Genomic DNA, 22,244 nt, shown 5'->3' on the forward strand with positions numbered 1-22,244 from the left:
TGCGAGCGCCCCCTGCGGGGCCTCAACGGGCCGGCGAGGAACGGTATTCCCACGGCTCAACCGAACCCGCCCCTGGGCGCACCACCTCCGGGCGCACCACCCGCAGACGCACCACCCGCAGACGCGCCGCCTGCTGACGCACCACCCCCGGGCGCACCACCCGCAGACGTAAGCCCCGCAGACGTAAGCCCCCAGACCACGCCCCCCAGACGCGCTTCCCTCAGACGTACCGTTCCAAGATCGACGACTCCGCCAGGCGGGAGAGGCCCTCGCGGACCGAGCGGGCGCGGGTCTCGCCGACGCCCTCGACGGCCTGGAGGTCGTCGACACTGGCGGCGAGGAGCTTCTGGAGGCCGCCGAAGTGGTCGACCAGGCGGTCGATGACCGCGCCGGGGAGGCGGGGGACCTTGGCCAGCAGGCGGAAGCCGCGCGGCGAGACCGCCGAGTCCAGTGTCTCGGGAGCGCCGCTGTAGCCCAACGCGCGGGCCACTATGGGGAGTTCGAGCAGCTCGGTATGGCTGAGGGCGTCCAGCTCGGCCAGCGCCTCGGCGACCGTGCGGGAGCGCTTGGCGGTGGGCTCGGGGACGTAGTCCCGGGCGACCAGCTCGCGCTCCGGCTCCACACCGGCGATCAGCTCCTCCAACTGGAGGGCCAGCAGGCGGCCGTCGGTGCCCAGTTCGACGACGTACTCGGCGATCTCGGTGGCGATCCGGCGGACCATCTCCAGGCGCTGGGCGACCGCGGACACATCGCGGACCGTGACCAGGTCCTCGATCTCCAGGGCGGAGAGGGTGCCGGCGACCTCGTCGAGGCGGAGCTTGTAGCGCTCCAGGGTGGCCAGCGCCTGGTTGGCGCGGGAGAGGATCGCCGCGGACTCCTCCAGCACGCGCCGCTCGCCGTCCACGTAGAGCGCGATCAGGTGCATGGACTGGCTGACCGAGACCACCGGGAAGTTGGTCTGGATGGAGACCCGCTGGGCGGTGCGGTGGCGGGTGCCGGTCTCCTCGGTGGGGATGGAGGCGTCCGGCACCAGCTGGACTCCGGCCCGCAGGATCTTGGTGATGTCCTTGTCGAGGACCAGCGCGCCGTCGAGCTTGCACAGCTCGCGCAGGCGGGTGGCGGTGAACTCGACGTCCAGCACGAAGCCGCCGGTGCACATCGACTCGACGGTCTTGTCGAAGCCGAGGACGATCAGGCCGCCCGTGTTGCCCCGAAGGATGCGCTCCAGACCGTCGCGCAGGGCCGTACCGGGCGCGACGGCGCTCAGCGTGGCACGCATCAGGCTCTCGGTGCCGGAACTTCCTCCGGACCTGCCGGGAGACGACGCCCGGTCGTTCGCTGCCACTGCACTCCTCCGTCGCATGGTCGGTCGGTCCGGGCCGCCCGGCCGGTGCCGCGGTGCGTACCGGAGGAGGGTATCCGGGAGCTACGCAGCCGGCGGTGGGACGGCGGTGACGGGCGAGACCGGGGCAAAGTCTACCGGCGCGCTTCCTCCTCCCGCGGGGCCTCCCGGCGGACCCGCTTGGGCAGCACGGAGAGTGCCTGGCCGACGTCGGCGACCTCCAGGACCCGCATCCCGTCGGGGATCTTGCCGGGGTCGGACGGGACCAGGGCATGCGTGAAGCCGAGCCGGGCGGCCTCCGACAGGCGGCGCTGGACGCCGGTGACCCGCCGGACCTCGCCGGCCAGCCCGACCTCGCCGATGGCGACGAGGTTCTTGGGCAACGGGGTGTCGCTGGCGGCACTGGCCAGGGCGAGGGCGACCGCGAGGTCGGCGGCCGGCTCGCTGAGCTTCACCCCGCCGACCGTGGCGCTGTAGATGTCGCGCTTGCCGAGGGCGCTGATCCGGCCGCGCTGCTCCAGGACGGCGAGCATCATCGAGACCCGGGAGGTCTCCAGGCCGGAGGTGGTGCGCCGGGGGGAGGGGATCTGGGAGTCGACGGTCAGCGCCTGGACCTCGGCGACCAGGGGGCGGCGGCCCTCCAGGGTGACCGTCAGGCACGTCCCGGGCACCGGCTCGGCGCGGCGGGTCAGGAAGAGGCCGGAGGGGTCGGCGAGGCCGGTGATGCCCTCGTCGTGCAGCTCGAAGCAGCCGACCTCGTCGGTGGTGCCGTAGCGGTTCTTCACGCCGCGGACCAGGCGGAGGCGGGCGTGCCGGTCGCCCTCGAAGTGGAGGACGACGTCGACCAGGTGCTCCAGCAGGCGGGGGCCGGCGATGGCGCCGTCCTTGGTGACGTGGCCGACCAGGAGGGTGGACATGCCGCGCTCCTTGGAGGCCCGGATCAGGGCGCCGGCGACCTCGCGGACCTGGGCCATGCCGCCGGGCGCACCGTCGATCTCGGGGGAGGCGACGGTCTGCACGGAGTCCAGGATCAGCAGCGAGGGCTTGACGCTGTCCAGATGGCCGAGGACGGCGGACAGATCGGTCTCGGCGGCCAGATAGAGGTCCTCGTCGAGGGCGCCGATGCGGTCGGCGCGCAGCCGGACCTGGCTGGCGGACTCCTCACCGGTCACGTAGAGCGTGCGGTGCTCGGCGGAGGCGGCCTTGGCGGCGACGTCCAGGAGGAGGGTGGACTTGCCGACGCCGGGCTCGCCGGCCAGCAGCACCACCGCGCCGGGGACCAGCCCGCCGCCCAGGACGCGGTCCAACTCGGGCACGCCGGTGGTGCGGGCGGTGGCCTGCCTGCCGTCGACCTGGCCGATGGGCACGGCGGCGGTGGTGACCCGGCCGGGCGCGGTGGTGCGCACCGCGGGGGTGCCGCCGAACTCCTCGACCGTGCCCCACGCCTGGCACTCCGGGCAGCGGCCGAGCCACTTGGCGGTGGTCCAGCCGCACTCCGTGCAGCGGTATGAGGGGCGCTCCTTGGCCGACGTTTTACGAGTTGCCATGACGCCACCGTAGCGGCGGGGTGTGACAGTCGGGCGTCCCGCGGGTTCTCGACGAGCGGGGGACCCCGCGGGCGGTGGTTGCGCCGACCGGGTGGCGTGCGCCGCGCGCAGATGCCGGGCATTTAGCAGATTTGTGTCCCCTTTTGAGGGAGATGGTCACCCGTACGGGTTAAAAGTGACCCTGCTGCACAGGAGCGGCTGCATCATCCGCCTACCGTCGCCGGGGTGATGAGCAGCAGGCCCGAGCACCCTAGGCACACCACCGGCGCACTCCGGTCGCGCACCGCCGCGCCGCGTGGGCACCGGCCGCAGACCGACGGGCGGCCCGCCCGCCCCGACCACCAGGACCGCTACGAGCCCCATCTGGACGGGTTGTTCACCTACTGCCTGTCCGTGCTGTGCGAGCACGACGCGGCGGCCGTGGTCCTCGGCGAGACCCTCGCGCTCGCCGAGCGCCAGCACGGCCGCCGCCCCGGCGACCCCGACCTCTTCCGCCCCTGGCTCTACGCCCTGGTCCGCTGGGCGTGCCTGCGCCGGCTGGCCGAGCAGGCCGCCCCGGACGCCGTCGGCCCGCCCGACTCCGGGCGGACGCCGGCCCGGCAGCAGGAACTGGCCGCGCTGGCCTGGCCGGAGGCGGCCGGCACCACTCCCGAACAGCGCGAGGTGCTGGAGCTGTCGGTGCGCCACCGGCTCGCGCCGGAGGAGATCGCCGCGGTGACCGGCGCCGAGCCGGCCGCCACCCGCACGCTGCTGGCCGTCGCGTGCTGCGAGGTGGAGCGGACCCGGGCGGCGCTGGCGGTGGTCGAGTTCGGGCGATGTCCGGACGTCGCCCGGCTGGCCGGGGACAGCCAGATGCTGCTGGGTGCGGCACTCCGCCGGGAGCTGGTGCGGCACGTCGACGACTGCGCGGAGTGCCGGCGGACCGCCGAGCGGGCCACCGCCGCGGGCCCGTGGCCGGGCACCGCACCCGCCGACCAGGGCGCACTGCCGCTGGTCGCCGCGGACCGGACGGCGGTGTGCGCGGCGCTGGCGGCGGCCCGGACATCCCGGTCGGGGCGGGCTGTGGGGATGCCGGGGGCCACTCTCGCTCCGGCCGGCCGGAGCGGTGGAGCAAACGGTTCTCCACGCTATGACCGCAGGGGATTCCCGGTCGCCCCCACCGACCGGTCCGCGCGCCGCCGGCGGCGGCGCCACCGGGCGCTGACCACCACCGTCGTGGCGACCGTGCTGGCGGCCCCGGTGTTCGCCCTGTGGGCGGCGTACCGCAGCGCCCCGGAGACCAGCGAGACCGACGTCCTGCCGACGGTGGCGGCCCACGAGGCCGAGGGGGCGCTGACCGGCGACCGGCTCGACGGCCGCCCGTACGAGAACGCGGGCAACGCCCGACCGACGTCCCCCCGCCCCTACACCCCGATCGGTGACGGAGCGTCAGACGTCTCGGTCGCGGTGCAGGGCCCGGAGGCCGGCCCGACGCCGCCCGGCGGCCGGGAGGAGAAGGGGCCGGGCCGGCTGACGGTCGACGCGCAGCCGGCCGAGGACACCACGGTCATCACGATCCGCGCCTCCGGCGGCACGCCGGTGCGCTGGCGGGCGTCGGCCGGCGCGCCCTGGCTCCAGATGAGCCACACCGCGGGCGAGCTGCAACCAGGCCAGACCGCGCGGATCACGGTCTACGTGGACCACGACCGGGAGCCCGAGGGCCGCTGGCGGTCCAAGATCGCCATTGAGCCCGGCGGCACCGTCGTCGCCCTGAAGGGGCACGGGGCGACCGCGCCCGCTCCGGGGCCGGGCGTCCCGTCGTCCGACCGCCCGAGCCCGGCGCCCACGCACCCGTCACCGCACCCGTCACCGCACCCGTCACCGCGCCCGACCAGGCCCGCCCCGACGCATCCGGCGCCGTCCCCGGCACCCACTCCCCCCAGCCCCACCGGGAGCCCGGCGCCGACCACGGAGCCCACCCCGCCGCCGACGCCGTCACACACCACCCGCCCGTCACACACCACCCGCCCGCCGCACTGAGCCGCCGGGCCGGGCCGCCGCCGGCTACTTCGTGCCGGCGGCCGGCGGCTTCGGGTCGGCCGGGTGCGGCGCCAACGGCAGCAGTGACGCCAGCCGCTGCTCGCACAGCTCGACGAGCTTGGCGTAGCCGGCCTTGCCCATCAGCTCGGTCAGCTCCGGCCGGTACGTCACGTAGACCGGGTCACCGGAGCCGTGCGCGGAGGTCGCGGAGGTGCACCACCAGTGCAGGTCGTGACCGCCGGAGCCCCAGCCGCGGCGGTCGTACTCACCGATGGTGACCTGGAGGATCTGGGTGTCGTCCGGCCGGTCGATCCAGTCGTAGGTGCGCCGGACCGGCAGCTGCCAGCAGACGTCCGGCTTGGTCTCCAGCGGCTCGCGGCCCTCGCGGAGCGCGAGGATGTGCAGCGAGCAGCCGGCGCCGCCCTTGAAGCCGGGGCGGTTCTGGAAGATGCAGGAGCCCTGCCAACGGCGGGTCTGCCGATCGCCGTCCTCGTCCTCCTCGATCCACCCGGTGTTGGTGCCGACGTCGTGGAACTGCCACAGGTCGGGGGTGAGCCGCTCCACGTGCTCGGCGACCCGCTCCTCGTCCTCCTCGTCGGAGAAGTGCGCGCCGAGCGTGCAGCAGCCGTCGTCCGCGCGGCCGGCCTGGATGCCCTGGCAGCCGCTGCCGAAGATGCACGTCCAACGGGAGGTCAGCCAGGTCAGGTCGCAGCGGAAGAGCTGCTCGTCGTCGCCGGGGTCGGGGAAGGTGACCCAGGCGCGGGCGAAGTCGAGGCCGACCTCGTCGGCCGTGGCCCCGTCGCCGGACCGCGCGCCGGACTGCGTCGCCGCAGCGGTCTTGGCGCGCCGCTTTTCTTCCTTCTTCAGGGCTTTTTCGTGCTTCGCCTGTTTCGTCTTTGCCACGGGTCCAGCGTACGGCCGGCACCGAGTGTCTCCCGTCGCGGCAGTAGGTTTCCACGTATGAGACTCGGTGTCCTCGATGTGGGTTCGAATACTGTCCACCTCCTGGTGGTGGACGCACACCCCGGCGCGCGCCCGCTGCCCGCCTACTCGCACAAGGCGGAACTGCGCCTGGCCGAACTCCTCGACGACGACGGCGCCATAAGCGAGGCCGGTGTCCACCGCCTGGTGGTCACCATCCAGGAAGCGATGCAGGTCGCCGAGGACAAGGGCGTCGAGGACGTGCTCCCGTTCGCCACCTCCGCGATCCGCGAGGCCACCAACGGCGAGGAGGTGCTGCGCCACCTCACCGAGGAGACCGGGGTCACCCTCCAGGTGCTCTCCGGTGAGGACGAGGCGCGGCTGACGTTCCTCGCCGCCCGCCGCTGGCTGGGCTGGTCGGCCGGCCGGCTGCTGGTCCTGGACATCGGCGGCGGCTCGCTGGAGATCGCCTACGGCCTGGACGAGGACCCGGACGTGGCGGTCTCGCTGCCGTACGGCGCGGGCCGGCTGACCGGCGCCGACCTGCGGAGCGATCCGCCGGACCCGGAGGACGTCCGGGCGCTGCGCCGCCGGGTGCGTGCCGGGATCGCCCGCGTGGTGAGCGAATTCGCCCGCTACGGCACCCCCGACCAGATCGTCGGGACGTCCAAGACCTTCAAGGCGCTGGCCCGGATCGCGGGCGCGGCGCGCTCCGCGGAGGGGCTGTACGTCCAGCGCGAGCTGGACCGCAAGAAGCTGGAGGAGTGGGTGCCGCGGCTGGCCCAGATGACCTCCCGGGAGCGGGCCGCGCTGCCCGGGGTGTCCGAGGGGCGCTCGCGGCAGCTACTGGCCGGGGCGCTGGTGGCCGAGGCGGCGATGGACCTGTTCGGGGTGGAGGCCCTGGAGATCTGCCCGTGGGCGCTGCGCGAGGGCGTCATCCTGCGGCGGCTGGACCACCTGCCGGTACGGGAGGGCGGCGGCGCCGCGTAGGCCCGGTCACGGGGCGGGCCACGGCCGGAGCCCGGGCCGGCGCCCGGCCCGGTGGCCCGCATCGCGGCCCGCAACGTGACCCGCACCGCGGCCCCCTCCCGGAATGCGGTGGAGATCACACCGCGCCCCCGGGAACGGCCGCACCCCACAGGTCCTGGCGGTCCTCCCCCGTCACAGCCATCCCACCGGGCGGCCGCGGCGCCCCCGATCTCCTGCCCCGTGCGGTGCCCCGGCCCGTACGCTGTCCCTCGTGACAGAGCCAGTGGTGCGCATCCCCGATGCGAAGGTCGCGCTGTCCACGGCTTCGGTGTATCCGGAGTCGACGGCGACGGCCTTCGAGATCGCCGCGCGCCTGGGCTACGACGGCGTCGAGGTCATGGTGTGGACCGACCCGGTCAGCCAGGACATAGAGGGGCTGCGCCGGCTCTCCGACTACCACGGCGTGCCGGTGCTGGCCATCCACGCGCCCTGCCTCCTGATCACCCAGCGGGTCTGGTCCACCGACCCGTGGGTCAAGCTCCAGCGCGCCCGCACCGCGGCAGAGAAGCTGGGCGCCTCGACGGTCGTGGTCCACCCGCCGTTCCGCTGGCAGCGCAGCTACGCCCGGGAGTTCGTCCGCGGCATCTGGCGGATGGAGAGCGAGACCGACGTCCGGTTCGCGGTGGAGAACATGTACCCCTGGCGCTACCGCGACCGCGAGATGCTCGCCTACGCCCCCGACTGGGACCCCACCAACGACGACTACCGGCACTTCACCGTCGACCTCTCGCACACCGCCACCGCCCGCCACGACGCCATGGCGATGGTCGGGCGGATGGGCGACCGCCTGGCCCACATCCACCTCGCCGACGGCAACGGCTCCGCCAAGGACGAGCACCTGGTGCCGGGCCGCGGCAGCCAGCCCTGCGGTGAGCTGCTGGAGCGGCTGGCCGCCACCGGCTTCGACGGTCACGTGGTCGTCGAGGTCAACACCCGCCGGGCGATGTCCGCCGCCGAACGCGAGGCCGACCTGGCCGAGGCGCTGGCCTTCACCCGCCTCCACCTGGCGTCCCCGACCTGGGTCCCCGGCAAGTAGCCGACCAGGCACCCGCGGCACCCCGCTCCCGCGCCGGGCCCGGCCCGTCCGCACTCCGGTCAGTCATCTCACATACCGGAGACAGTGTCCGGATCTTGGATCAAGAGCGTAATCTCGGGATCAGCTGCTGTATGGCCCGCCGTACCGCTGTACGGCGCCGCGCCGTACGTCCGTTTCCCGAGGGAGTGACCATCGTGCCCGAGCTGAGGTCCCGCACCGTTACCCATGGCCGCAACATGGCGGGCGCCCGCGCCCTTATGCGGGCCTCGGGCGTAGCGAGCGAGGACATCGGTAAGCCGATCATCGCGGTCGCCAACTCCTTCACCGAGTTCGTGCCCGGCCACACCCACCTCGCCCCGGTCGGCCGGATCGTCTCCGACGCCATCCGCGCCGCCGGCGCCGTCCCCCGCGAGTTCAACACCATCGCCGTCGACGACGGCATCGCGATGGGCCACGGCGGCATGCTGTACTCCCTCCCGTCCCGCGACCTGATCGCGGACTCGGTCGAGTACATGGTCGAGGCGCACTGCGCCGACGCGCTGATCTGCATCTCCAACTGCGACAAGATCACCCCCGGCATGCTGATGGCCGCGATGCGCCTCAACATCCCGGTGGTCTTCGTCTCCGGCGGCCCCATGGAGGCCGGCCAGGCCACCCTCGTCGACGGCACGGTCCGCAAGCTCGACCTGATCGACGCGATGGTGGATGCCGCCAACGAGAGCGTCTCCGACGCGGACGTGCTGCGGATCGAGGAGAACGCCTGCCCCACCTGCGGTTCCTGTTCGGGCATGTTCACCGCCAACTCCATGAACTGCCTGACCGAGGCGATCGGCCTCTCCCTGCCGGGCAACGGCACGGTGCTCGCCACCCACACCGCCCGCCGCGCCCTCTACGAGGACGCCGGCCGCACGGTCGTCGAGATCACCAAGCGCTACTACGAGGACGGCGACGAGTCCGTCCTGCCGCGCAACATCGCCACCCGCGCCGCCTTCGAGAACGCCATGGCCCTCGACATCGCCATGGGCGGCTCGACCAACACGATCCTGCACCTGCTGGCCGCCGCCCAGGAAGCCGACCTCGACTACGACCTCAAGGACATCGACGCGGTCTCCCGCCGCGTCCCGTGCCTCGCCAAGGTCGCCCCGAACGTCGCCCCCGGCGGCACGTACTACATGGAGGACGTGCACCGCGCCGGCGGCATCCCCGCCATCCTCGGCGAGCTGTACCGCGGCGGCATGCTCAACGAGGACGTCCACTCGGTCCACTCCGCCACCCTCGCCGAGTGGATCAAGACCTGGGACGTGCGCGGAGGTTCACCGTCCGCCGAGGCCGTCGAGATGTGGCACGCCGCCCCCGGCTGCAAGCGCTCGGCCAGCGCCTTCTCCCAGTCCGAGCGCTGGGAGACCCTGGACGTGGACGCCGAGGGCGGCTGCATCCGCTCCACCGAACACGCCTACTCCAAGGACGGCGGCCTGGCCGTCCTCAAGGGCAACCTGGCCGTCGACGGCTGCGTCGTGAAGACCGCCGGCGTCGACGAGTCCATCTGGACCTTCGAGGGCCCCGCCGTCGTCTGCGAATCGCAGGACGAGGCCGTCGACAAGATCCTCGCCAAGCAGATCAAGGAAGGCGACGTCGTCGTCATCCGCTACGAGGGCCCCAAGGGCGGCCCCGGCATGCAGGAAATGCTCTACCCGACGTCGTTCCTGAAGGGCCGCGGCCTGGGCAAGGCATGCGCCCTGGTCACCGACGGCCGCTTCTCCGGCGGCACCTCGGGCCTCTCCATCGGCCACGCCTCCCCCGAGGCGGCCTCCGGTGGCGCCATCGCCCTCGTCGAGGACGGCGACCGCATCCGCATCGACATCCCCAACCGCACGATCGAACTCCTCGTCAGCGACGAGGAGTTGGCCGCCCGCCGAGAGGCCCTGGGCGGCGCCTACGCCCCGAAGCAGCGCGAACGGAAGGTCTCGGCCGCGCTGCGCGCCTACGCCGCGATGGCGACCAGCGCGGACAAGGGCGCGGTGCGCGACGTTTCCAAGCTGGGCTGAGCCCCCGCCACAACCAACTGGCCGCTCCCGCGCTCGCGTCGGGGGCGGCCAGTGCGTTGCGCCGTCCGGCGGTCAGGCGCCGGGCAGTTGCTCGTTCTTTACGGCGGCGACGAACGTGCCCCAGGCGGCTGCCTCGAAGACGAGGGCGGGGCCGTGGGGGGTCTTGCTGTCGCGGACGGGGATGAGGGCGGGGACGTTGTCGGCGATCTCGATGCACTGGCCGCCGTCCGAGTTGCTGTAGCTGGACTTGCGCCAGGTGGCGTGGCTCAGGTCGATGGGTCGCACGGCACTTCCTCCAACATCTGCCCGATGAACTTCCGCGACTCGGCTGGGGACAGCGCGAGGTCGCGAATAGCATCGTACGTGCGTTGCAATCGCTCAACTGCTCCCGATGCTTCGACCAGTTCACCGTGCAGAGCGCTCTCGGTGTAGGCGACGGTTCGGCCATCCAGCAGCCGGAGAAACATCACGTCCGTGCTTGCCAGAGCGTGTAACCAAGGGCCGTGAGGCAGTACCTGAAGTGACATGTTCGGTTGCTCGCCAGCCTCAGACAGGTGTTGAAGCTGTTCTCGCCACTCTTGTGAGTTGCGCAGCGGTGTGCGGAGCACAGTCTCCGAAAGGATCGTGCGAAATTGCGGTGGGTCCTCGCCCGCCAACAAGTCGCGACGACCTATGCGGGCTTCGACCTGCTGTGTCAGCTCAGCCCCTTTGATGCCGCCAGCTGCGAGGACCTCGCGGGCGTACGCCTTGGTCTGTAGCAGACCCGGCAGTACGCCTACGGCATGGTGCCAGAGGCTGACCGCTTCCTGTTCCAACGCCATGTAGCGCCGGTACTGCTCGCGGAATTGAGTGGGATCGGCGAGTGCCAACTCCCAGAGGGTCAGCAGGAGCGGCCCCGTTCCGTAGTGGTCGTCCAATGCCTGGACGACTTCCGGGCTCCCGAGGGTCTGCCCACTCTCCATCTTGCCGAACAGTGACGAGTCCCATCCCAGCACGTGACCGAGCTGTCGCAGGCTGAGCCCGTTCTCCGTTCTGAGTGAGCGCAGCTCTTCCGCGAACCGTTTGCGTGGCTCCTGACTTCGTCCGGTGACGACCCTTCTCGGCGGCACAGCGCCCTCCTCCGTGGAAGGTGTGGAACTAACAGGATCGGGTGGCGAAGTACGGCCTGCGAACGGCCCGTGCGCCCCACCCCCAGGCCATTCTCGTAACGGCCGGAACACTCACCGTAATCGCGTTCCGGTGTGTCAGGTACGGAAACGGCAGAAGGAGCACCCATGACGAGGGAGAAGGTCGCCGACGCCGAAGCGGCGCTCGACGTGTTGGTCGCCGCGTTGGAGCGGAACGGCATCGTGTTGCCGTCGCTCGGGCTCGACCTGGTGACGTACTGCGGTCAAGCGCAGCGCCCGCTCATCGAGTTGGGGCGCTGCAACCCGCAGACCGCGCGGGAGTTGGCCGCCGTCATCGGGGGCGGGGACGGGGGCGTGCGGTCATGAGCGGCTACGCGCCGGCAAAGGGCGAGATCGTGCGGGATCGGCTGCGGGACCGGGTGGGGCGGGTCATGGACCACGAGGGGGCGTGTTTCCAACTCCGGCCGCTGGGTGGTGGGGTGGAGTGGGACGTGGCTCCCGAGGACGTCGAGCCGGTCGCGGTGTCCGCCGCCCTGAGCGACCACGTCGCGGAACTCAACCGGCACAGCGCGCGGCCCGTCTGACCGCGCCCGGGGCGCGGTGTCCTCACCACCGGCGCGGGTCGGTGGTCGCCACGCCGAAGACCGTGCCGTCGGGGGAGGCGGCGTAGATGCGGCCGTGGGTGGTGTCCAGGGTGGGGGCGGGGATGGCCTGGAGGAAGCCGTTGTGGCGGGTGGCGGCCAGGCGGGGCGGGGTCTGGCCGAGGAGGGCGCCGGTGGTGGTGTCGACGGCGATGAGGCGGCCGTCGGCGGCGGTGAAGTAGAGGCGGTTGCCGCTGACGACGGGGGCCGAGCCGCGGCTGACCGAGGTCTCGGTGTCCCACGTGCGTTCGCCGACGGCCTGGAGGGCGCCGCCCTCGGCCAACAGATACACCGTCTCGCCCTGGACGGCGGCGGCCACTCCGGGCAGCGGTGCGGCCAGGGGGAGTTTCCGGGTCCGGTGGGTGGCCGGGTCGTAACGGAGCACGGCGGAGACGAAGCCGTCGTAGGTGGGTTCGCCGACGGTGAGGAAGAGGGCGCCGGACGTGGTGGGGCCGGCCAGGGTGAGCGTGCCGGGGAGCTGGTGGGACCAGTGGACCGAGCCGTCGGCCGGGTTGATGGCGGTGAGTTGGGTGGTGGGGGTGGGGCCGGCGGTGAGGGTTTCGGCGGCGTAGGCGGTGTGCGGGTCGCCGTAGGTGGTGAAGCGGGGGAGGCGGTGGCCGGGGAAGCGCTTGCGCCAGCGCTGTTGGTGCGTGGTGGTGTCCAGGGCGGTGACCGTGCCGTCGGCGGCGGTGAGGAGGACGCGGTCGGCGAGCACGGCGGCGCCGCCCTCGTAGGAGGAGACGTCCAGGCTCCAGCGGAGGGCGCCGTTGCCGTGCGGCGACGGGTCGAGGGCCTGCAAGCGCTTGCCGTCGGCGGTGAAGACGTAGAGGAGGCCGCCGGAGAGGACGGGGGCGGTGGGGGAGACGGCCTCGCGGCCGGCGGGGGCGCCCTTGTGACGCCATGCCACCTTGCCGGTGTCGGAGGTGAGGCGGGCGGCCGGGAGGCCGGACTGGCCGCAGAAGACGGCATCGGCACCGGCCGTGCAGTACGGCATCTCGGCGTCGTGGCCGGCGGGGCGCTCGATGATCGTGGTGCGCCAGGGGTGGAAGGTGACATGCGGGGTGGGCGAGGCGTGGGTCTGGAGGGCCGGGGCGTCGGAGTCCCGGGTGAGGGCCCAGGTGCCGCCGACGGCACCGGCGGTCACGGCGAGGGCAGCGGCGGCCCAGAGGAGACGGCGGCGGCCCCTTCGAGGCGCGGGGGCGGTTCCGGGGGCGTCCTCGGGAGCGGACGGCGGGGCCGGCGGGTCGGCGGAGGAGCGGGACGCGTCCGGAGTACGGGGCACGTCCGGAGTACGGGGCACGTCCGGAGTACGGGACACGTTCGGGGTGCGGGCGCGGACGTGGGTGGTCTCGGCGCGCGGCGGCGTGGGCTCGGTGCGGATCGGCTGCCGTTGGGCGGGTATCCGGGCGCCGGGGACCGTCTCCGGCAGCGCCTCGCCGCGGGCCGGACGCGCGGCGGGCAGCGTCATCGGCGCGTCCGTGTGCAGCAGTTGCCGCAGCCGGTCCGGCGTCGGGCGGTCCGCCGGATCCTTGGCCAGGCAGCCCTCGATGAGCGGTGCGAGCTCGTCCGGCACGCCCGACAGGTCCGCGTCGTCGTGCACCACCTGGTACGCGACGAGGTACGGGCTCTCGGAGTCGAACGGGCCGCGGCCGGTGGCGGCGTGCACCAGCACCGACCCCAGGGCGAAGACGTCCGCCGCCGGGCCGACCTCACGCGGCCGCTGGAACTGCTCGGGGGCCATGAACGGCGGCGTGCCGATCAACTTCCCGGTCTCGGTGCGCATCTCGCTGTCGGACGGCCGGGAGATGCCGAAGTCGATGACCTTCGGGCCGTCGGCGGCGAGCAGCACGTTGCTGGGCTTGAGGTCGCGGTGCACCACGCCGGCCCGGTGGATGTCGCGCAGCGCCTCGGCGAGGCCCGCGCCCAGCTGACGCACCTCGGCGGGGGTCAGCGGGCCGTTCCGCTTCACATGCTCGGAAAGGGTCGGACCGGCGATGTGGAGCGTCGCCATCCAGGGCCGCTCGGCGTCCGGATCGGCATCGACGACGGGGGCCGTGAAGGCGCCGCTGACCCGCCGGGCGGCGGCCACCTCCTGCCGGAACCGCCCCCGGAACTCCGGGTCCTGGGCGAATTCGGCGTGGATGACCTTGACCGCGAGCACCAGCCCGGAGGAGGACCGGGCCAGATGGACCACGCCCATTCCCCCGGAGCCCAGCCGCGCTTCCAAGCGGTACTGCCCGGCGTACTCCGGACGCTCCGCTTCCGAGCCGAGCCCGGAATCGCGCAGCGGCGGCATCGTTCCACCCCCGTGTCTTCCCCGTGTCTTCCCCGTGCGAGGCGCCCTGCCATTCGGTCACAGGTGCGACGCGCGGAGCCTAGTCCATGGCACGTCCGGGACGGGTGAGGCTTGCTAGCGTGCGCGTCGTGGGCGTCGAACGCACGCCCGGAGTTCGCACTGCCCGCCAACGGCGGGCAACCATCGGGTACGTCCAGTAGTACGGCTGGTACGTCCAGTAAACGGGGGGACACGAAAATGACCACGCAGGAATTTCAGGGGAGCGCCGGGCCGGACGCCGGAGCGGAGCCGGACCCGAGCGGGGCGGCGGACGCGCTGACCGACGCCGCGCCGGCAGCGCTCGGCGCGGCCCTCGCCGGCCGGACGGCCTACCCCATCGCACCCGGCTACCGCGTCAACGTCCGCCAGGGCGCCGGCACCAACACCCCGCTGGTCCGCCAGCTGCCGGCGGGCGCCCAGGTGCAGATCCGCTGCCAGACGCGCGGCCAGTGGGTGGTCGGCCCCTACGGCACCTCCAACCTCTGGGACAACATCGCGCCCGGTGAGTACGTCTCCGACTCCTACGTCCACACGGGCAGTAGCGACATGGTCGCGCCCAGCTGCATGAGCTGACGCGGCGGCCGGCCGCACGGCACGGCCGGCGGGCCCCCGGGGATAATCGACGCCATGAGCGACGCGCAGCGAACGGTGGCCCCGAGCGGCCCGGCGCCGGAGGAGATCCGATTCTTCGGCACCACCTGGGTCGAGCACGACGGCGGCTACGCGCTGCGCCGGGCCGGTGTCGCGGTGGGCTCACTGGTGCTCGCCGCGGCCGGTGCGCTGGTCATGCGGTTCGCCGTCCAGGGGCTGGAGATCGCCGCGGTCGGCTCGTTGGTCAACGTCCTGGTGGTGGCCGGCTTTGCGGTCTGTAGCGCGCTGGCCTTCCGCCGTACCTGGGACGGCTTCGTGCGCCGTCCGGGCCCGGTCGCCGACAGCGGCGCCGAGCGGTCGATGCAGAGCCTGATGCTCATCGGCTTCATCGGCTCGCTGCTCGCCTACTTCTGCCGCAGCCTGGTCGAGGCGCCCGGGGAGGCGCTCCGCCGCGCCGAGTACGACGCGGCGCTCGACCGCCACGCCCGCCGCCGGGGATCCCGTGCCGGGAACCCGGCGGAGCGCAAGCCGAAGCCGAAGCCGAACTCGAAGCCGAACGGGTCGGGGCCAGGGTCGGGGTCGGGGTCGGGGAAGAAGCGCCGCTAGGCGGTTCCCCGGTCCACCACGCCCCGGCCCCCGCGCCCTGGTCAGTCCCGGCCGGCGGCACGGCTGGTGGCACTACCGGTGGCACGGCCGGTGCCCCCGCCGGCGGCATATCGCTCGGCCATCGCCCGGAACACCTCCCGCGGCTCCCAGTGCGCCTCCGCGTCGGTCATCCGCACCACTCCGTACGAGGAGAGGTCCGCGTCCCGGGTCACCCGTCCGAAGCCGGCGAAGGTGAACCACAGCGCGGTGTCCACCCCCTCCGCCTCGAAGGCGTCGAGGAGTTCGGTGAAGTACCGCACCTGCTCGCCCTCGTCCGGAACCGCGCCGGCCGGCGGCTGCCAGGCCAGGCCGCCCAGCTCGCCCGCGCCCTCGTAGGGGCAGGTGCCGAACTCGGTCACCGCGACCGGCTTGCCATGCGCGGCGTGCCCGCGCAGCTCCTCCCGGAAGGTGTCGGCGTTGTACGCGGCCCGGTAGGCGTCCACCCCGACCAGGTCGAACGGCGTCCAGTCGATCGCCTCCCAGGGCCCGGAGGCGTAGGTGACCCGGCCCCCGAAGTGGGCCCGGACGACCGCGGCCACCTCGGCGAGGAAGGCGTTCAGCCGCTCCGCCACCGGGCCGAGCGACATCCACCAGTCCAGGTCGGCGGTGGCCATCGCCCGGAGCCGCTCGCCGTAGCCCTCCCCGGGGATGAAGCCCTTGCAGAACGCGCTGAGCTCGCACCCGGCGACGAAGACCACCTCGGCCCCGGACCGCCGGACCTCCTCCGCCCGCTGCGCGCACTCCGCGAAGAACGGCAGCAGCTCGTCGGGCGTGAGATCCACGGGGAACGGCGCGAACCACACCTCCAGTCCGGCCTCCACCGCGCACCGTGCCGCGGTGCTCAGCCGCTCCGGCCGCCCGCCGGAGATCCGCACCGCGTCGCAGTGCAGCTCCCGGGCGATCACGCCCATGTCCCGGCGCACCACCGGCTCGTTGAAGTCCTTCCGCGAGATCTCGTCCCCGGGCAGGAACCCGGTGTCGTAGTTGATGCCGCGTGCGCGCATGGTGTCCTCTCTTCCCCCGTCGTCCGGCCGTTGCCCTGGTCGGGGCGGCTCCGGCCGTGCGGTCGGCTCCGCGCCGACTGCCGGGCCATTCTTGTCGGCCGTCGGGCCGTTCTTTCCGGCCGTCGGGCCATTCTTCAGGAGGAGGCCGCGGTTCCGGTGGGCCCGGGGCAGGATGCCTGCCATGACGTCACCGCAGTCATCGCAGCCGTCGCAGCAACCCCGGTCATCGCAGCAACCCCGGTCATCGCAGCCACCTCGGTCACCGCAGCCACCCGAGTCGTTGGAGTCATCGGTGCCCTCCGAGTCACCGCAGGCACCGGACCACAGCACCCTCGCCCGGGCCTTCGACGCGGTCGCCGCCCAGTACGCGGCCGCCCGCCCCGGCTATCCACCGGCGCTGTTCGACGCCGTCGAGGAGCTGGCCGGACGGCCGCTGGCCGGGGCACGGGTGCTGGACGTCGGCGCCGGGACCGGCATCGCCAGCGGGCTGCTGCGGGCGCGCGGCGCGCAGGTCACGGCCGTGGAGCCGGGCGCGACGATGGCCGCCCGACTCCGCGCCGGACACCCCGACATCCCGCCCCCTGAGGACCCGTCACCCCGCATCCGGCCCGGTCACCTTCCACTCACCTTCCACCCCGTAGCGTCGTCCCTGTCCCGGTGACCGCCGGTGAACGCACCGAGGCCGGGACCAGGGAGGCGGGAGCACACGATGCCGGAGCGGGGACACGGGGCGGCGGACGGGCAGGTCCGGGCCGAACGGCTGGCGCAGTTCGAGGAGTTGCGGGGCCGGCTGTGGGGCGTGGCGTACCGGATCATGGGGACGGTCAGCGACGCCGATGACGCGGTGCAGGAGAGCTGGCTGCGCTGGCAGGCGCTCCCCGACGAGCCGCCGGTGGAGAGCCCGCGCGCCTTCCTCACCACCGTGGTCAGCCGGATCTGCTACGACCTGCTGGGGTCGGCCCGGGCCCGGCGCGAGACGTACGTGGGGCCGTGGCTGCCGGAGCCGTTGCTCGACGCCGCCACCGGCGGGCCCGTCGGCGTCGCCCGCACCGGCGTCCCGGACGGCCCCGAGGACCGGGTGACCCTGGACGAGTCGGTGGGCATGGCGCTGCTCACCGTCCTGGAGCGGCTCACTCCGGCCGAGCGCACCGCGTTCGTCCTCTACGAGGTCTTCGCGGTGCCGTTCCCGGAGATCGCCGAGGCGGTCGGCCGCACCCCGGAATCGGTGCGGCAGTTGGCCTCGCGCGCCCGGCGCCGGGTCCGGGCCGAGGCGCCGCGCCGGACCGTCGACCGGGTCGAGCACCGGCGCACCGTCGAGGCGTTCCTGGCGGCCGTCATGGGCGGGGACTTCGAGGCGCTGCTGACCGTGCTCGACCCCGAGGTGGTGTGGCGCTCGGACGGCGGCGGCAAGGTCTCCGCGGCCCGCCGGCCGGTGCTGGGCCGGGAGAAGGTCGCCCGCTACGTCTGGGGCCTGGTCACCCGCAACTTCGCCCCGGCGACCATGCGGCTGGCGGTCCGGGACGTCAACGGCGCCCAGGGGCTGGTCTTCGCCGACGCGTCGGGGGAGTACCCGTCCGGGGTCTTCGCCTTCACGGTGCACGACGGGCTGATCACCGAAGTGGACGCGGTGCTCAACCCCGACAAGCTCGGGCACCTGGACCTCGCGGACCTGTGAACGCCGTGAGCCCGGCGGGCGCCCGTCCCGCCGGGCTCAGGCGGCGTCGTACTCCCAGTCCGGCTGCCCCTCCCCGTACAGCCAGTCGTCGAACAGGTCGGTCAGGTCCTCGTCCGTGCGGTCCTGGCAGAAGGAGATGAAGTCCTCGGTGTCGGCGTTGGCGTGCCGGAACTTCGCGGGCCACTCCTTGAGGATCGAGAAGAACGTCTTGTCGCCGACCGCGTTCCGCAGCTGCTGGAGCACCATCGCACCGCGCTCGTAGACGGGCGTCCCGGTCACGTCCGCCGCGGTCGGCGGCTCGCCGGGCGGGAAGTCCCAGCGCGCGTGGTCCTCGTCCCCGTCGTAGAGCGCGTCGAACTGCTCCTGCGGGGTCCGGCCGCCCTCGCGCTCCTCCCACAGCCACTCGGCGTAGGTCGCGAAGCCCTCGTTGAGCCAGGTGTCCTGCCAGGTCTTCGGCGTCACCGAGTCGCCGAACCACTGGTGGGCGGTCTCGTGCACCACCGTCGAGGTGTCCGGCGCCCCGGCGTAGACCGGCTTGGTCTGGGTCTCCAGCGCTCCCCAGTCGACCCGGCCCGGCGTGTGGTCCACTATCGCGCCCGCCGACGCGAACGGGTACGGGCCGAACAGCTCGGCCCCCCACGCCAGGATCTCCGGCAGCCGGGACAACGGCTTCCGGCTGGCCGCGGCCTCCCGCGGGTCCACCGCGACGTAGACCGGCAGGCCCTGCGGCGTACGGGACTCCTGGACGTCGAACGTCCCGATCGTGGCGGTCGCGAGGTAACTGGCCATCGGCTCCGCGCTGTGCCACTCGTAGGTGGTCCGCCCGCCGGCTGTCCGCTTCGACTTCAGCTCCCCGTTGGCGACCGCGGTGTAGCGCTGCGGCACGGTGATCCGGAAGTCGTAACTGGCCTTGTCGCTGGGGTGGTTGTTGCCGGGGAACCACGTCATCGACCCGGCCGGCTCGCCGGCCACGAACGCGCCGTCGGCGGTCTTGACCCAGCCCTCCGTCGCCCCGTCCGCGTCCCGCATCTCCTGTGGCGTCCCGCGGTAGCGGACGGTCGTCCGGAACGTGTCGCCCTTGACTATTCCGGCGGCCGGCCGGACCACCAGCTTGTGCCCCTTACGGCTGAACTCCGCGTCCCGACCGTCGACCCGCACGCCGGTCACCGTCATCCCCTGGAGGTCGAGCTGGAAGGACCGCAGGTCCGCGCCGGCCTCGGCGGTGATCGCGGCGGTGCCGTCCAGATGCCGCTTTGCCACGTCGTAGCCGAGGTCGAGCCCGTAGTGGCTGACGCGGTAGCCGCCGTTGCCGAGCGCCGGGAAGAGCGGATCGCCCAGCCCGCCGCCGCCCGCGGCCCCCCTGACGGCCGTACCCCCGGACGTACAGGAGGACAGCAGCAGGGCGACGGACAGTGCGGCGACGGCACCGCATCTACGGAGGGGGCGGCGTGGCACGGCACTCCTCGGACCGGGGACGGATGGTGAACACAAGTTCCCCGACCATACGGGCATTTCTGCCACTTCGACCGTCCCGTTCCGATTACGACTGCACTGCACTCTGCGCACTCTGCGGTGCACTCTGTTCCGCGCCCGCCCTGGAAAACGGGGCCCCGTCGTCCGTCATCTGCCGTCCGTCGCCCGCCGCCGCCCACTGCCCGCTCCGTGGACACCGGGGCACTCCGCCGCCCACCGGTGCGAGGATGGCACCGACCCGACCACGCACCACCGGCGAGGTGAACGCATGACCCAGAAGGTCGCCGTACTCGGCACCGGAAAAATCGGCGAGGCCCTGCTCAGCGGCATGATCCGCGGCGGTTGGGCGCCCTCCGACCTGCTGGTCACCGCCCGCCGCCCGGAGCGCGCCGAACAACTCCGCACCCGCTACGGCGTCGAAGCGGTCAGCAACGCCGAGGCCGCCAAGGCCGCCGACACGCTGATCCTCACCGTCAAGCCCCAGGACATGGGCACCCTGCTCACCGAGCTGGCTCCGCACGTCCCCGCCGACCGCCTGGTGATCAGCGGCGCCGCCGGCATCCCGACCTCCTACTTCGAGGAGCGGCTGGCACCCGACACCCCGGTCGTCCGGGTCATGACGAACACCCCGGCCCTCGTCGACGAGGCGATGTCCGTCATCTCCGCAGGCACCCACGCCACCGCCGCCCACCTCACCCTCACCGAGGAGATCTTCTCCACGGTCGGCAAGACCCTGCGCGTCCCGGAGTCCCAGCAGGACGCCGCCACCGCCCTCTCCGGCTCCGGCCCGGCCTACTTCTACTTCCTCGTCGAGGCGATGACCGACGCCGGCATCCTGCTCGGGCTGCCCCGCGACAAGGCCCACGACCTGATCGTCCAGGCCGCCATCGGCGCCGCGGTGATGCTCCGCGACAGCGGCGAACACCCCGTCAAGCTCCGCGAGAACGTCACCTCCCCCGCGGGCACCACCATCAACGCCATCCGCGAACTGGAGAACCACGGCGTCCGCGCCGCCCTGATCGCCGCCCTGGAAGCCGCCCGCGACCGCAGCCGCGAACTGGCCACCGGCAACAGCAACTGACACCCCCCCACAACCCGCCGGGAATACCACCCCACCCCACACCGTTGTGGATCCCGCAGGGGGCCCTCCCACCCCCTACGGGATCTGTTCCCCTTCCCCCTACGGGCCTCCGGGCTACCGACCTGCGGGGAGCCTCCGGGCTACCGACCTGCGGGCAACAGCCCCACCGCCTCATACGCCGCGTCCACCCGCGGCCTGGCCATCGCCCGCGCCCGCTCCGCCCCGGCCCGCAGCACGCCGTCCACGTAGCCCGGATCGGCCGCCAGCTCCGCGTGCCGCTCCCGCACCGGCCGCAACAGCTCCACCACGGCCTCCGCGACGTCCCGCTTCAGCACCCCGTACGACCCGTACGCCGCCGCCAGCCCGGCCGGATCGGCATCCTCCCGGCAGGCCGCCAGCACCTCCAGCAGATTCGCCACCCCCGGCCGCTCGTCCCGGTCGTACACCACGTCCGTCCCACCGTCCGTCACGGCCCGCAGCACCTTCCGCCGCACCACGTCCGGCTCGTCCAACAGATGGATCACCCCGGCGCCGCCGTTCCGCCCGGCCGCCCCCTTGCCCATCTTCGACCGCGGATCCTGAAGGTCCATCACCCGCGCCGCCACCGCCGGAAGCGACGCCCGCGGCACCACGAACACCCGCCCGTACCGCCGGTTGAACCGCACCGCCAGATCCCGGGTCAGCTCCACATGCTGCGTCTGGTCCTCACCCACGGGCACCTCATCCGTCCCGTACGCCAGGATGTCCGCCGCCATCAGCGTCGGATACGTCAGCAACGACACCCGTACCCCGGCCGCCTCCTCCCGCGCGGCCTTCTCCTTGAACTGCACCATCCGCTGCATCTCACCGACGCCGGCGGTGCACTCCATCAGATACGCCAGCCGCGCATGCTCATCCACATGGCTCTGCACGAACACCGTGCACCGCTCCGGATCCAGCCCCGCCGCCAACAACAAGGTCGCCGCCTGCCGACTGAGCCTGCGCACCCGCGCCGGATCGTGCTCCACGGTCAGCGCGTGCAGATCCACCACACAGAACAGTGCATCCGCCCGGTGCTGGTCCTCCACGACCCACCGCCGCACCGCCCCGAGGTAGTTCCCCAGCGTCAGGTGCCCCGTCGGCTGCACCCCGCTGAACACCCGCGCCGCGGTCTCCGCCGTCCCGACCTTCTCGCTCATCCGTCCCTCACTCTCACCGGGACCGCCGCTGCACCGGCCGGTGACGAAGGGAAACGCGAACGGCCGCCGAAGCGGCGGCCGTGGTCATGCATGCGCTGCTGATGCGGCCGCCGTCAGGCGGGCCACCACAGCTGTACGAGCACATGCGCGGTCATGCCCCTCAAAGTACCCGTCGGGCCCTGCCCCCGCACGGGTTTGAAGCACCCCATCCGCTCGTGTAATGTTCTCCGAGTTGTCACGGAGCCGACGGCCCCGGACAGCCATCCCGCCGCTTCGCGGCAACTCACTACTGCACGGCCCCTCAACGGGATTGAATTCCGCATGTCGAAATTCGTTCCGGGCGTCTGATTAGGCGTCACCGAGGAATTCCGCTAACGTAGTGAACACCCCGCCGACGGGGAATCGGATCGAAATTCGAACCGACCGCAACTCACCGAGATGCGGGCCGGAACGGAAAACAGATCTGATAAAGTCGGAAAGGCCGAAAAGCGAAAGCGAAGCGGCCGGACCCCGCTCCAGCAGGGGGCCAGAGACGGAAACGGATCTGGTAAGGTT

The 22,244-nt window shown here is 72.8% G+C and carries 20 protein-coding genes and 1 pseudogene; 11 read left to right on the top strand and 10 right to left on the bottom strand.

Annotated elements, in window-relative coordinates; all coding sequences use genetic code 11:
* Positions 1-220 precede the first annotated feature (220 nt).
* Together disA and radA are read right to left on the bottom strand one after the other, a co-directional pair.
* On the bottom strand, positions 221-1,345 hold the full coding sequence (disA, locus tag ACFVT2_RS28520) for a DNA integrity scanning diadenylate cyclase DisA (RefSeq protein ID WP_390022420.1): 1,125 nt from the start codon (positions 1,343-1,345) through the stop codon (positions 221-223).
* A 131-nt stretch (positions 1,346-1,476) separates the two neighbouring features.
* Positions 1,477-2,889: a DNA repair protein RadA gene (gene radA / locus ACFVT2_RS28525; RefSeq protein ID WP_390022421.1), complete on the bottom strand. Its 1,413-nt coding sequence runs from the start codon at positions 2,887-2,889 to the stop codon at positions 1,477-1,479.
* Between the two features lie 228 nt (positions 2,890-3,117).
* Here radA and ACFVT2_RS28530 point away from each other — a divergent pair, with 228 nt between their 5' ends.
* Entirely contained in the window at positions 3,118-4,908 is a 1,791-nt protein-coding gene (locus tag ACFVT2_RS28530) for a sigma-70 family RNA polymerase sigma factor (RefSeq protein WP_390022422.1), read from the top strand.
* 24 nt (positions 4,909-4,932) lie between these two features.
* Here ACFVT2_RS28530 and ACFVT2_RS28535 read toward each other — a convergent pair whose 3' ends face one another.
* Positions 4,933-5,811, bottom strand: coding sequence for a hypothetical protein (locus ACFVT2_RS28535; RefSeq protein WP_390022424.1), 879 nt, complete (start codon positions 5,809-5,811; stop codon positions 4,933-4,935).
* 57 nt (positions 5,812-5,868) lie between these two features.
* Here ACFVT2_RS28535 and ACFVT2_RS28540 point away from each other — a divergent pair, with 57 nt between their 5' ends.
* From ACFVT2_RS28540 to ilvD, 3 genes are all read left to right on the top strand, one after another.
* Positions 5,869-6,819, top strand: a complete 951-nt coding sequence (locus ACFVT2_RS28540; RefSeq protein WP_390022425.1) for a Ppx/GppA family phosphatase — start codon at positions 5,869-5,871, stop codon at positions 6,817-6,819.
* A 262-nt stretch (positions 6,820-7,081) separates the two neighbouring features.
* Positions 7,082-7,894, top strand: coding sequence for a sugar phosphate isomerase/epimerase family protein (locus ACFVT2_RS28545; RefSeq protein ID WP_390022458.1), 813 nt, complete (start codon positions 7,082-7,084; stop codon positions 7,892-7,894).
* Between the two features lie 194 nt (positions 7,895-8,088).
* A complete protein-coding gene (gene ilvD / locus ACFVT2_RS28550; RefSeq protein ID WP_390022426.1) occupies positions 8,089-9,939 on the top strand; it encodes a dihydroxy-acid dehydratase in 1,851 nt (616 codons plus the stop codon).
* A gap of 72 nt (positions 9,940-10,011) precedes the next feature.
* Here ilvD and ACFVT2_RS28555 read toward each other — a convergent pair whose 3' ends face one another.
* Both ACFVT2_RS28555 and ACFVT2_RS28560 read right to left on the bottom strand, forming a co-directional pair.
* Positions 10,012-10,224: a DUF397 domain-containing protein gene (locus tag ACFVT2_RS28555; RefSeq protein WP_390022428.1), complete on the bottom strand. Its 213-nt coding sequence runs from the start codon at positions 10,222-10,224 to the stop codon at positions 10,012-10,014.
* Positions 10,206-11,048, bottom strand: coding sequence for a helix-turn-helix domain-containing protein (locus ACFVT2_RS28560; RefSeq protein WP_390022429.1), 843 nt, complete (start codon positions 11,046-11,048; stop codon positions 10,206-10,208). The genes ACFVT2_RS28555 and ACFVT2_RS28560 overlap by 19 nt, the downstream gene beginning before the upstream one ends.
* A gap of 165 nt (positions 11,049-11,213) precedes the next feature.
* Here ACFVT2_RS28560 and ACFVT2_RS28565 point away from each other — a divergent pair, with 165 nt between their 5' ends.
* The gene (locus ACFVT2_RS28565) at positions 11,214-11,432 is read left to right on the top strand and encodes a hypothetical protein (RefSeq protein WP_390022431.1); all 219 of its coding nucleotides are present in this window, start codon (positions 11,214-11,216) and stop codon (positions 11,430-11,432) included.
* The gene (locus ACFVT2_RS28570; RefSeq protein ID WP_390022432.1) at positions 11,429-11,650 is read left to right on the top strand and encodes a hypothetical protein; all 222 of its coding nucleotides are present in this window, start codon (positions 11,429-11,431) and stop codon (positions 11,648-11,650) included. The genes ACFVT2_RS28565 and ACFVT2_RS28570 overlap by 4 nt, the downstream gene beginning before the upstream one ends.
* Before the next feature lie 22 nt (positions 11,651-11,672).
* Here the strand turns inward: ACFVT2_RS28570 and ACFVT2_RS28575 are convergent, their stop codons facing one another.
* The gene (locus tag ACFVT2_RS28575; protein ID WP_390022434.1) at positions 11,673-14,003 is read right to left on the bottom strand and encodes a PQQ-binding-like beta-propeller repeat protein; all 2,331 of its coding nucleotides are present in this window, start codon (positions 14,001-14,003) and stop codon (positions 11,673-11,675) included.
* Between the two features lie 237 nt (positions 14,004-14,240).
* Here ACFVT2_RS28575 and ACFVT2_RS28580 point away from each other — a divergent pair, with 237 nt between their 5' ends.
* Positions 14,241-14,615 carry an SH3 domain-containing protein gene (locus tag ACFVT2_RS28580; RefSeq protein ID WP_390022435.1) on the top strand — a complete coding sequence of 125 codons (375 nt, stop codon included), beginning with the start codon at positions 14,241-14,243 and terminating at the stop codon, positions 14,613-14,615.
* 54 nt (positions 14,616-14,669) lie between these two features.
* On the top strand, positions 14,670-15,239 hold the full coding sequence (locus tag ACFVT2_RS28585) for a hypothetical protein (RefSeq protein WP_390022436.1): 570 nt from the start codon (positions 14,670-14,672) through the stop codon (positions 15,237-15,239).
* Positions 15,240-15,280: 41 nt separating this feature from the next.
* On the opposite strand, the gene ACFVT2_RS28590 is transcribed toward ACFVT2_RS28585, so the two are convergent.
* Positions 15,281-16,282 (bottom strand): hypothetical protein, encoded by a 1,002-nt coding sequence (locus ACFVT2_RS28590; protein ID WP_390022438.1) that lies wholly within the window; start codon positions 16,280-16,282, stop codon positions 15,281-15,283.
* Between the two features lie 181 nt (positions 16,283-16,463).
* Between ACFVT2_RS28590 and ACFVT2_RS28595 the strand changes: the two are divergent.
* Together ACFVT2_RS28595 and sigJ are read left to right on the top strand one after the other, a co-directional pair.
* Positions 16,464-16,859 (top strand): annotated as a pseudogene (locus tag ACFVT2_RS28595) (class I SAM-dependent methyltransferase); the annotation flags it as partial.
* Between the two features lie 132 nt (positions 16,860-16,991).
* Positions 16,992-17,957, top strand: a complete 966-nt coding sequence (sigJ, locus tag ACFVT2_RS28600; RefSeq protein WP_390022439.1) for an RNA polymerase sigma factor SigJ — start codon at positions 16,992-16,994, stop codon at positions 17,955-17,957.
* A gap of 36 nt (positions 17,958-17,993) precedes the next feature.
* Here the strand turns inward: sigJ and ACFVT2_RS28605 are convergent, their stop codons facing one another.
* Positions 17,994-19,412 (bottom strand): M1 family metallopeptidase, encoded by a 1,419-nt coding sequence (locus tag ACFVT2_RS28605; RefSeq protein WP_390022440.1) that lies wholly within the window; start codon positions 19,410-19,412, stop codon positions 17,994-17,996.
* Between the two features lie 286 nt (positions 19,413-19,698).
* Between ACFVT2_RS28605 and proC the strand changes: the two genes are divergently transcribed.
* Positions 19,699-20,511: a pyrroline-5-carboxylate reductase gene (gene proC / locus ACFVT2_RS28610; RefSeq protein WP_390022441.1), complete on the top strand. Its 813-nt coding sequence runs from the start codon at positions 19,699-19,701 to the stop codon at positions 20,509-20,511.
* Positions 20,512-20,651: 140 nt separating this feature from the next.
* Here proC and trpS read toward each other — a convergent pair whose 3' ends face one another.
* Entirely contained in the window at positions 20,652-21,689 is a 1,038-nt protein-coding gene (trpS, locus tag ACFVT2_RS28615; protein WP_390022443.1) for a tryptophan--tRNA ligase, read from the bottom strand.
* Between the two features lie 348 nt (positions 21,690-22,037).
* On the bottom strand, positions 22,038-22,244 hold a 207-nt coding region (locus tag ACFVT2_RS28620; RefSeq protein WP_390022445.1), incomplete at its 5' end, for a hypothetical protein.

Source organism: Streptomyces sp. NPDC058000 (assembly GCF_042886435.1).
Lineage (GTDB): Bacteria > Actinomycetota > Actinomycetes > Streptomycetales > Streptomycetaceae > Streptomyces.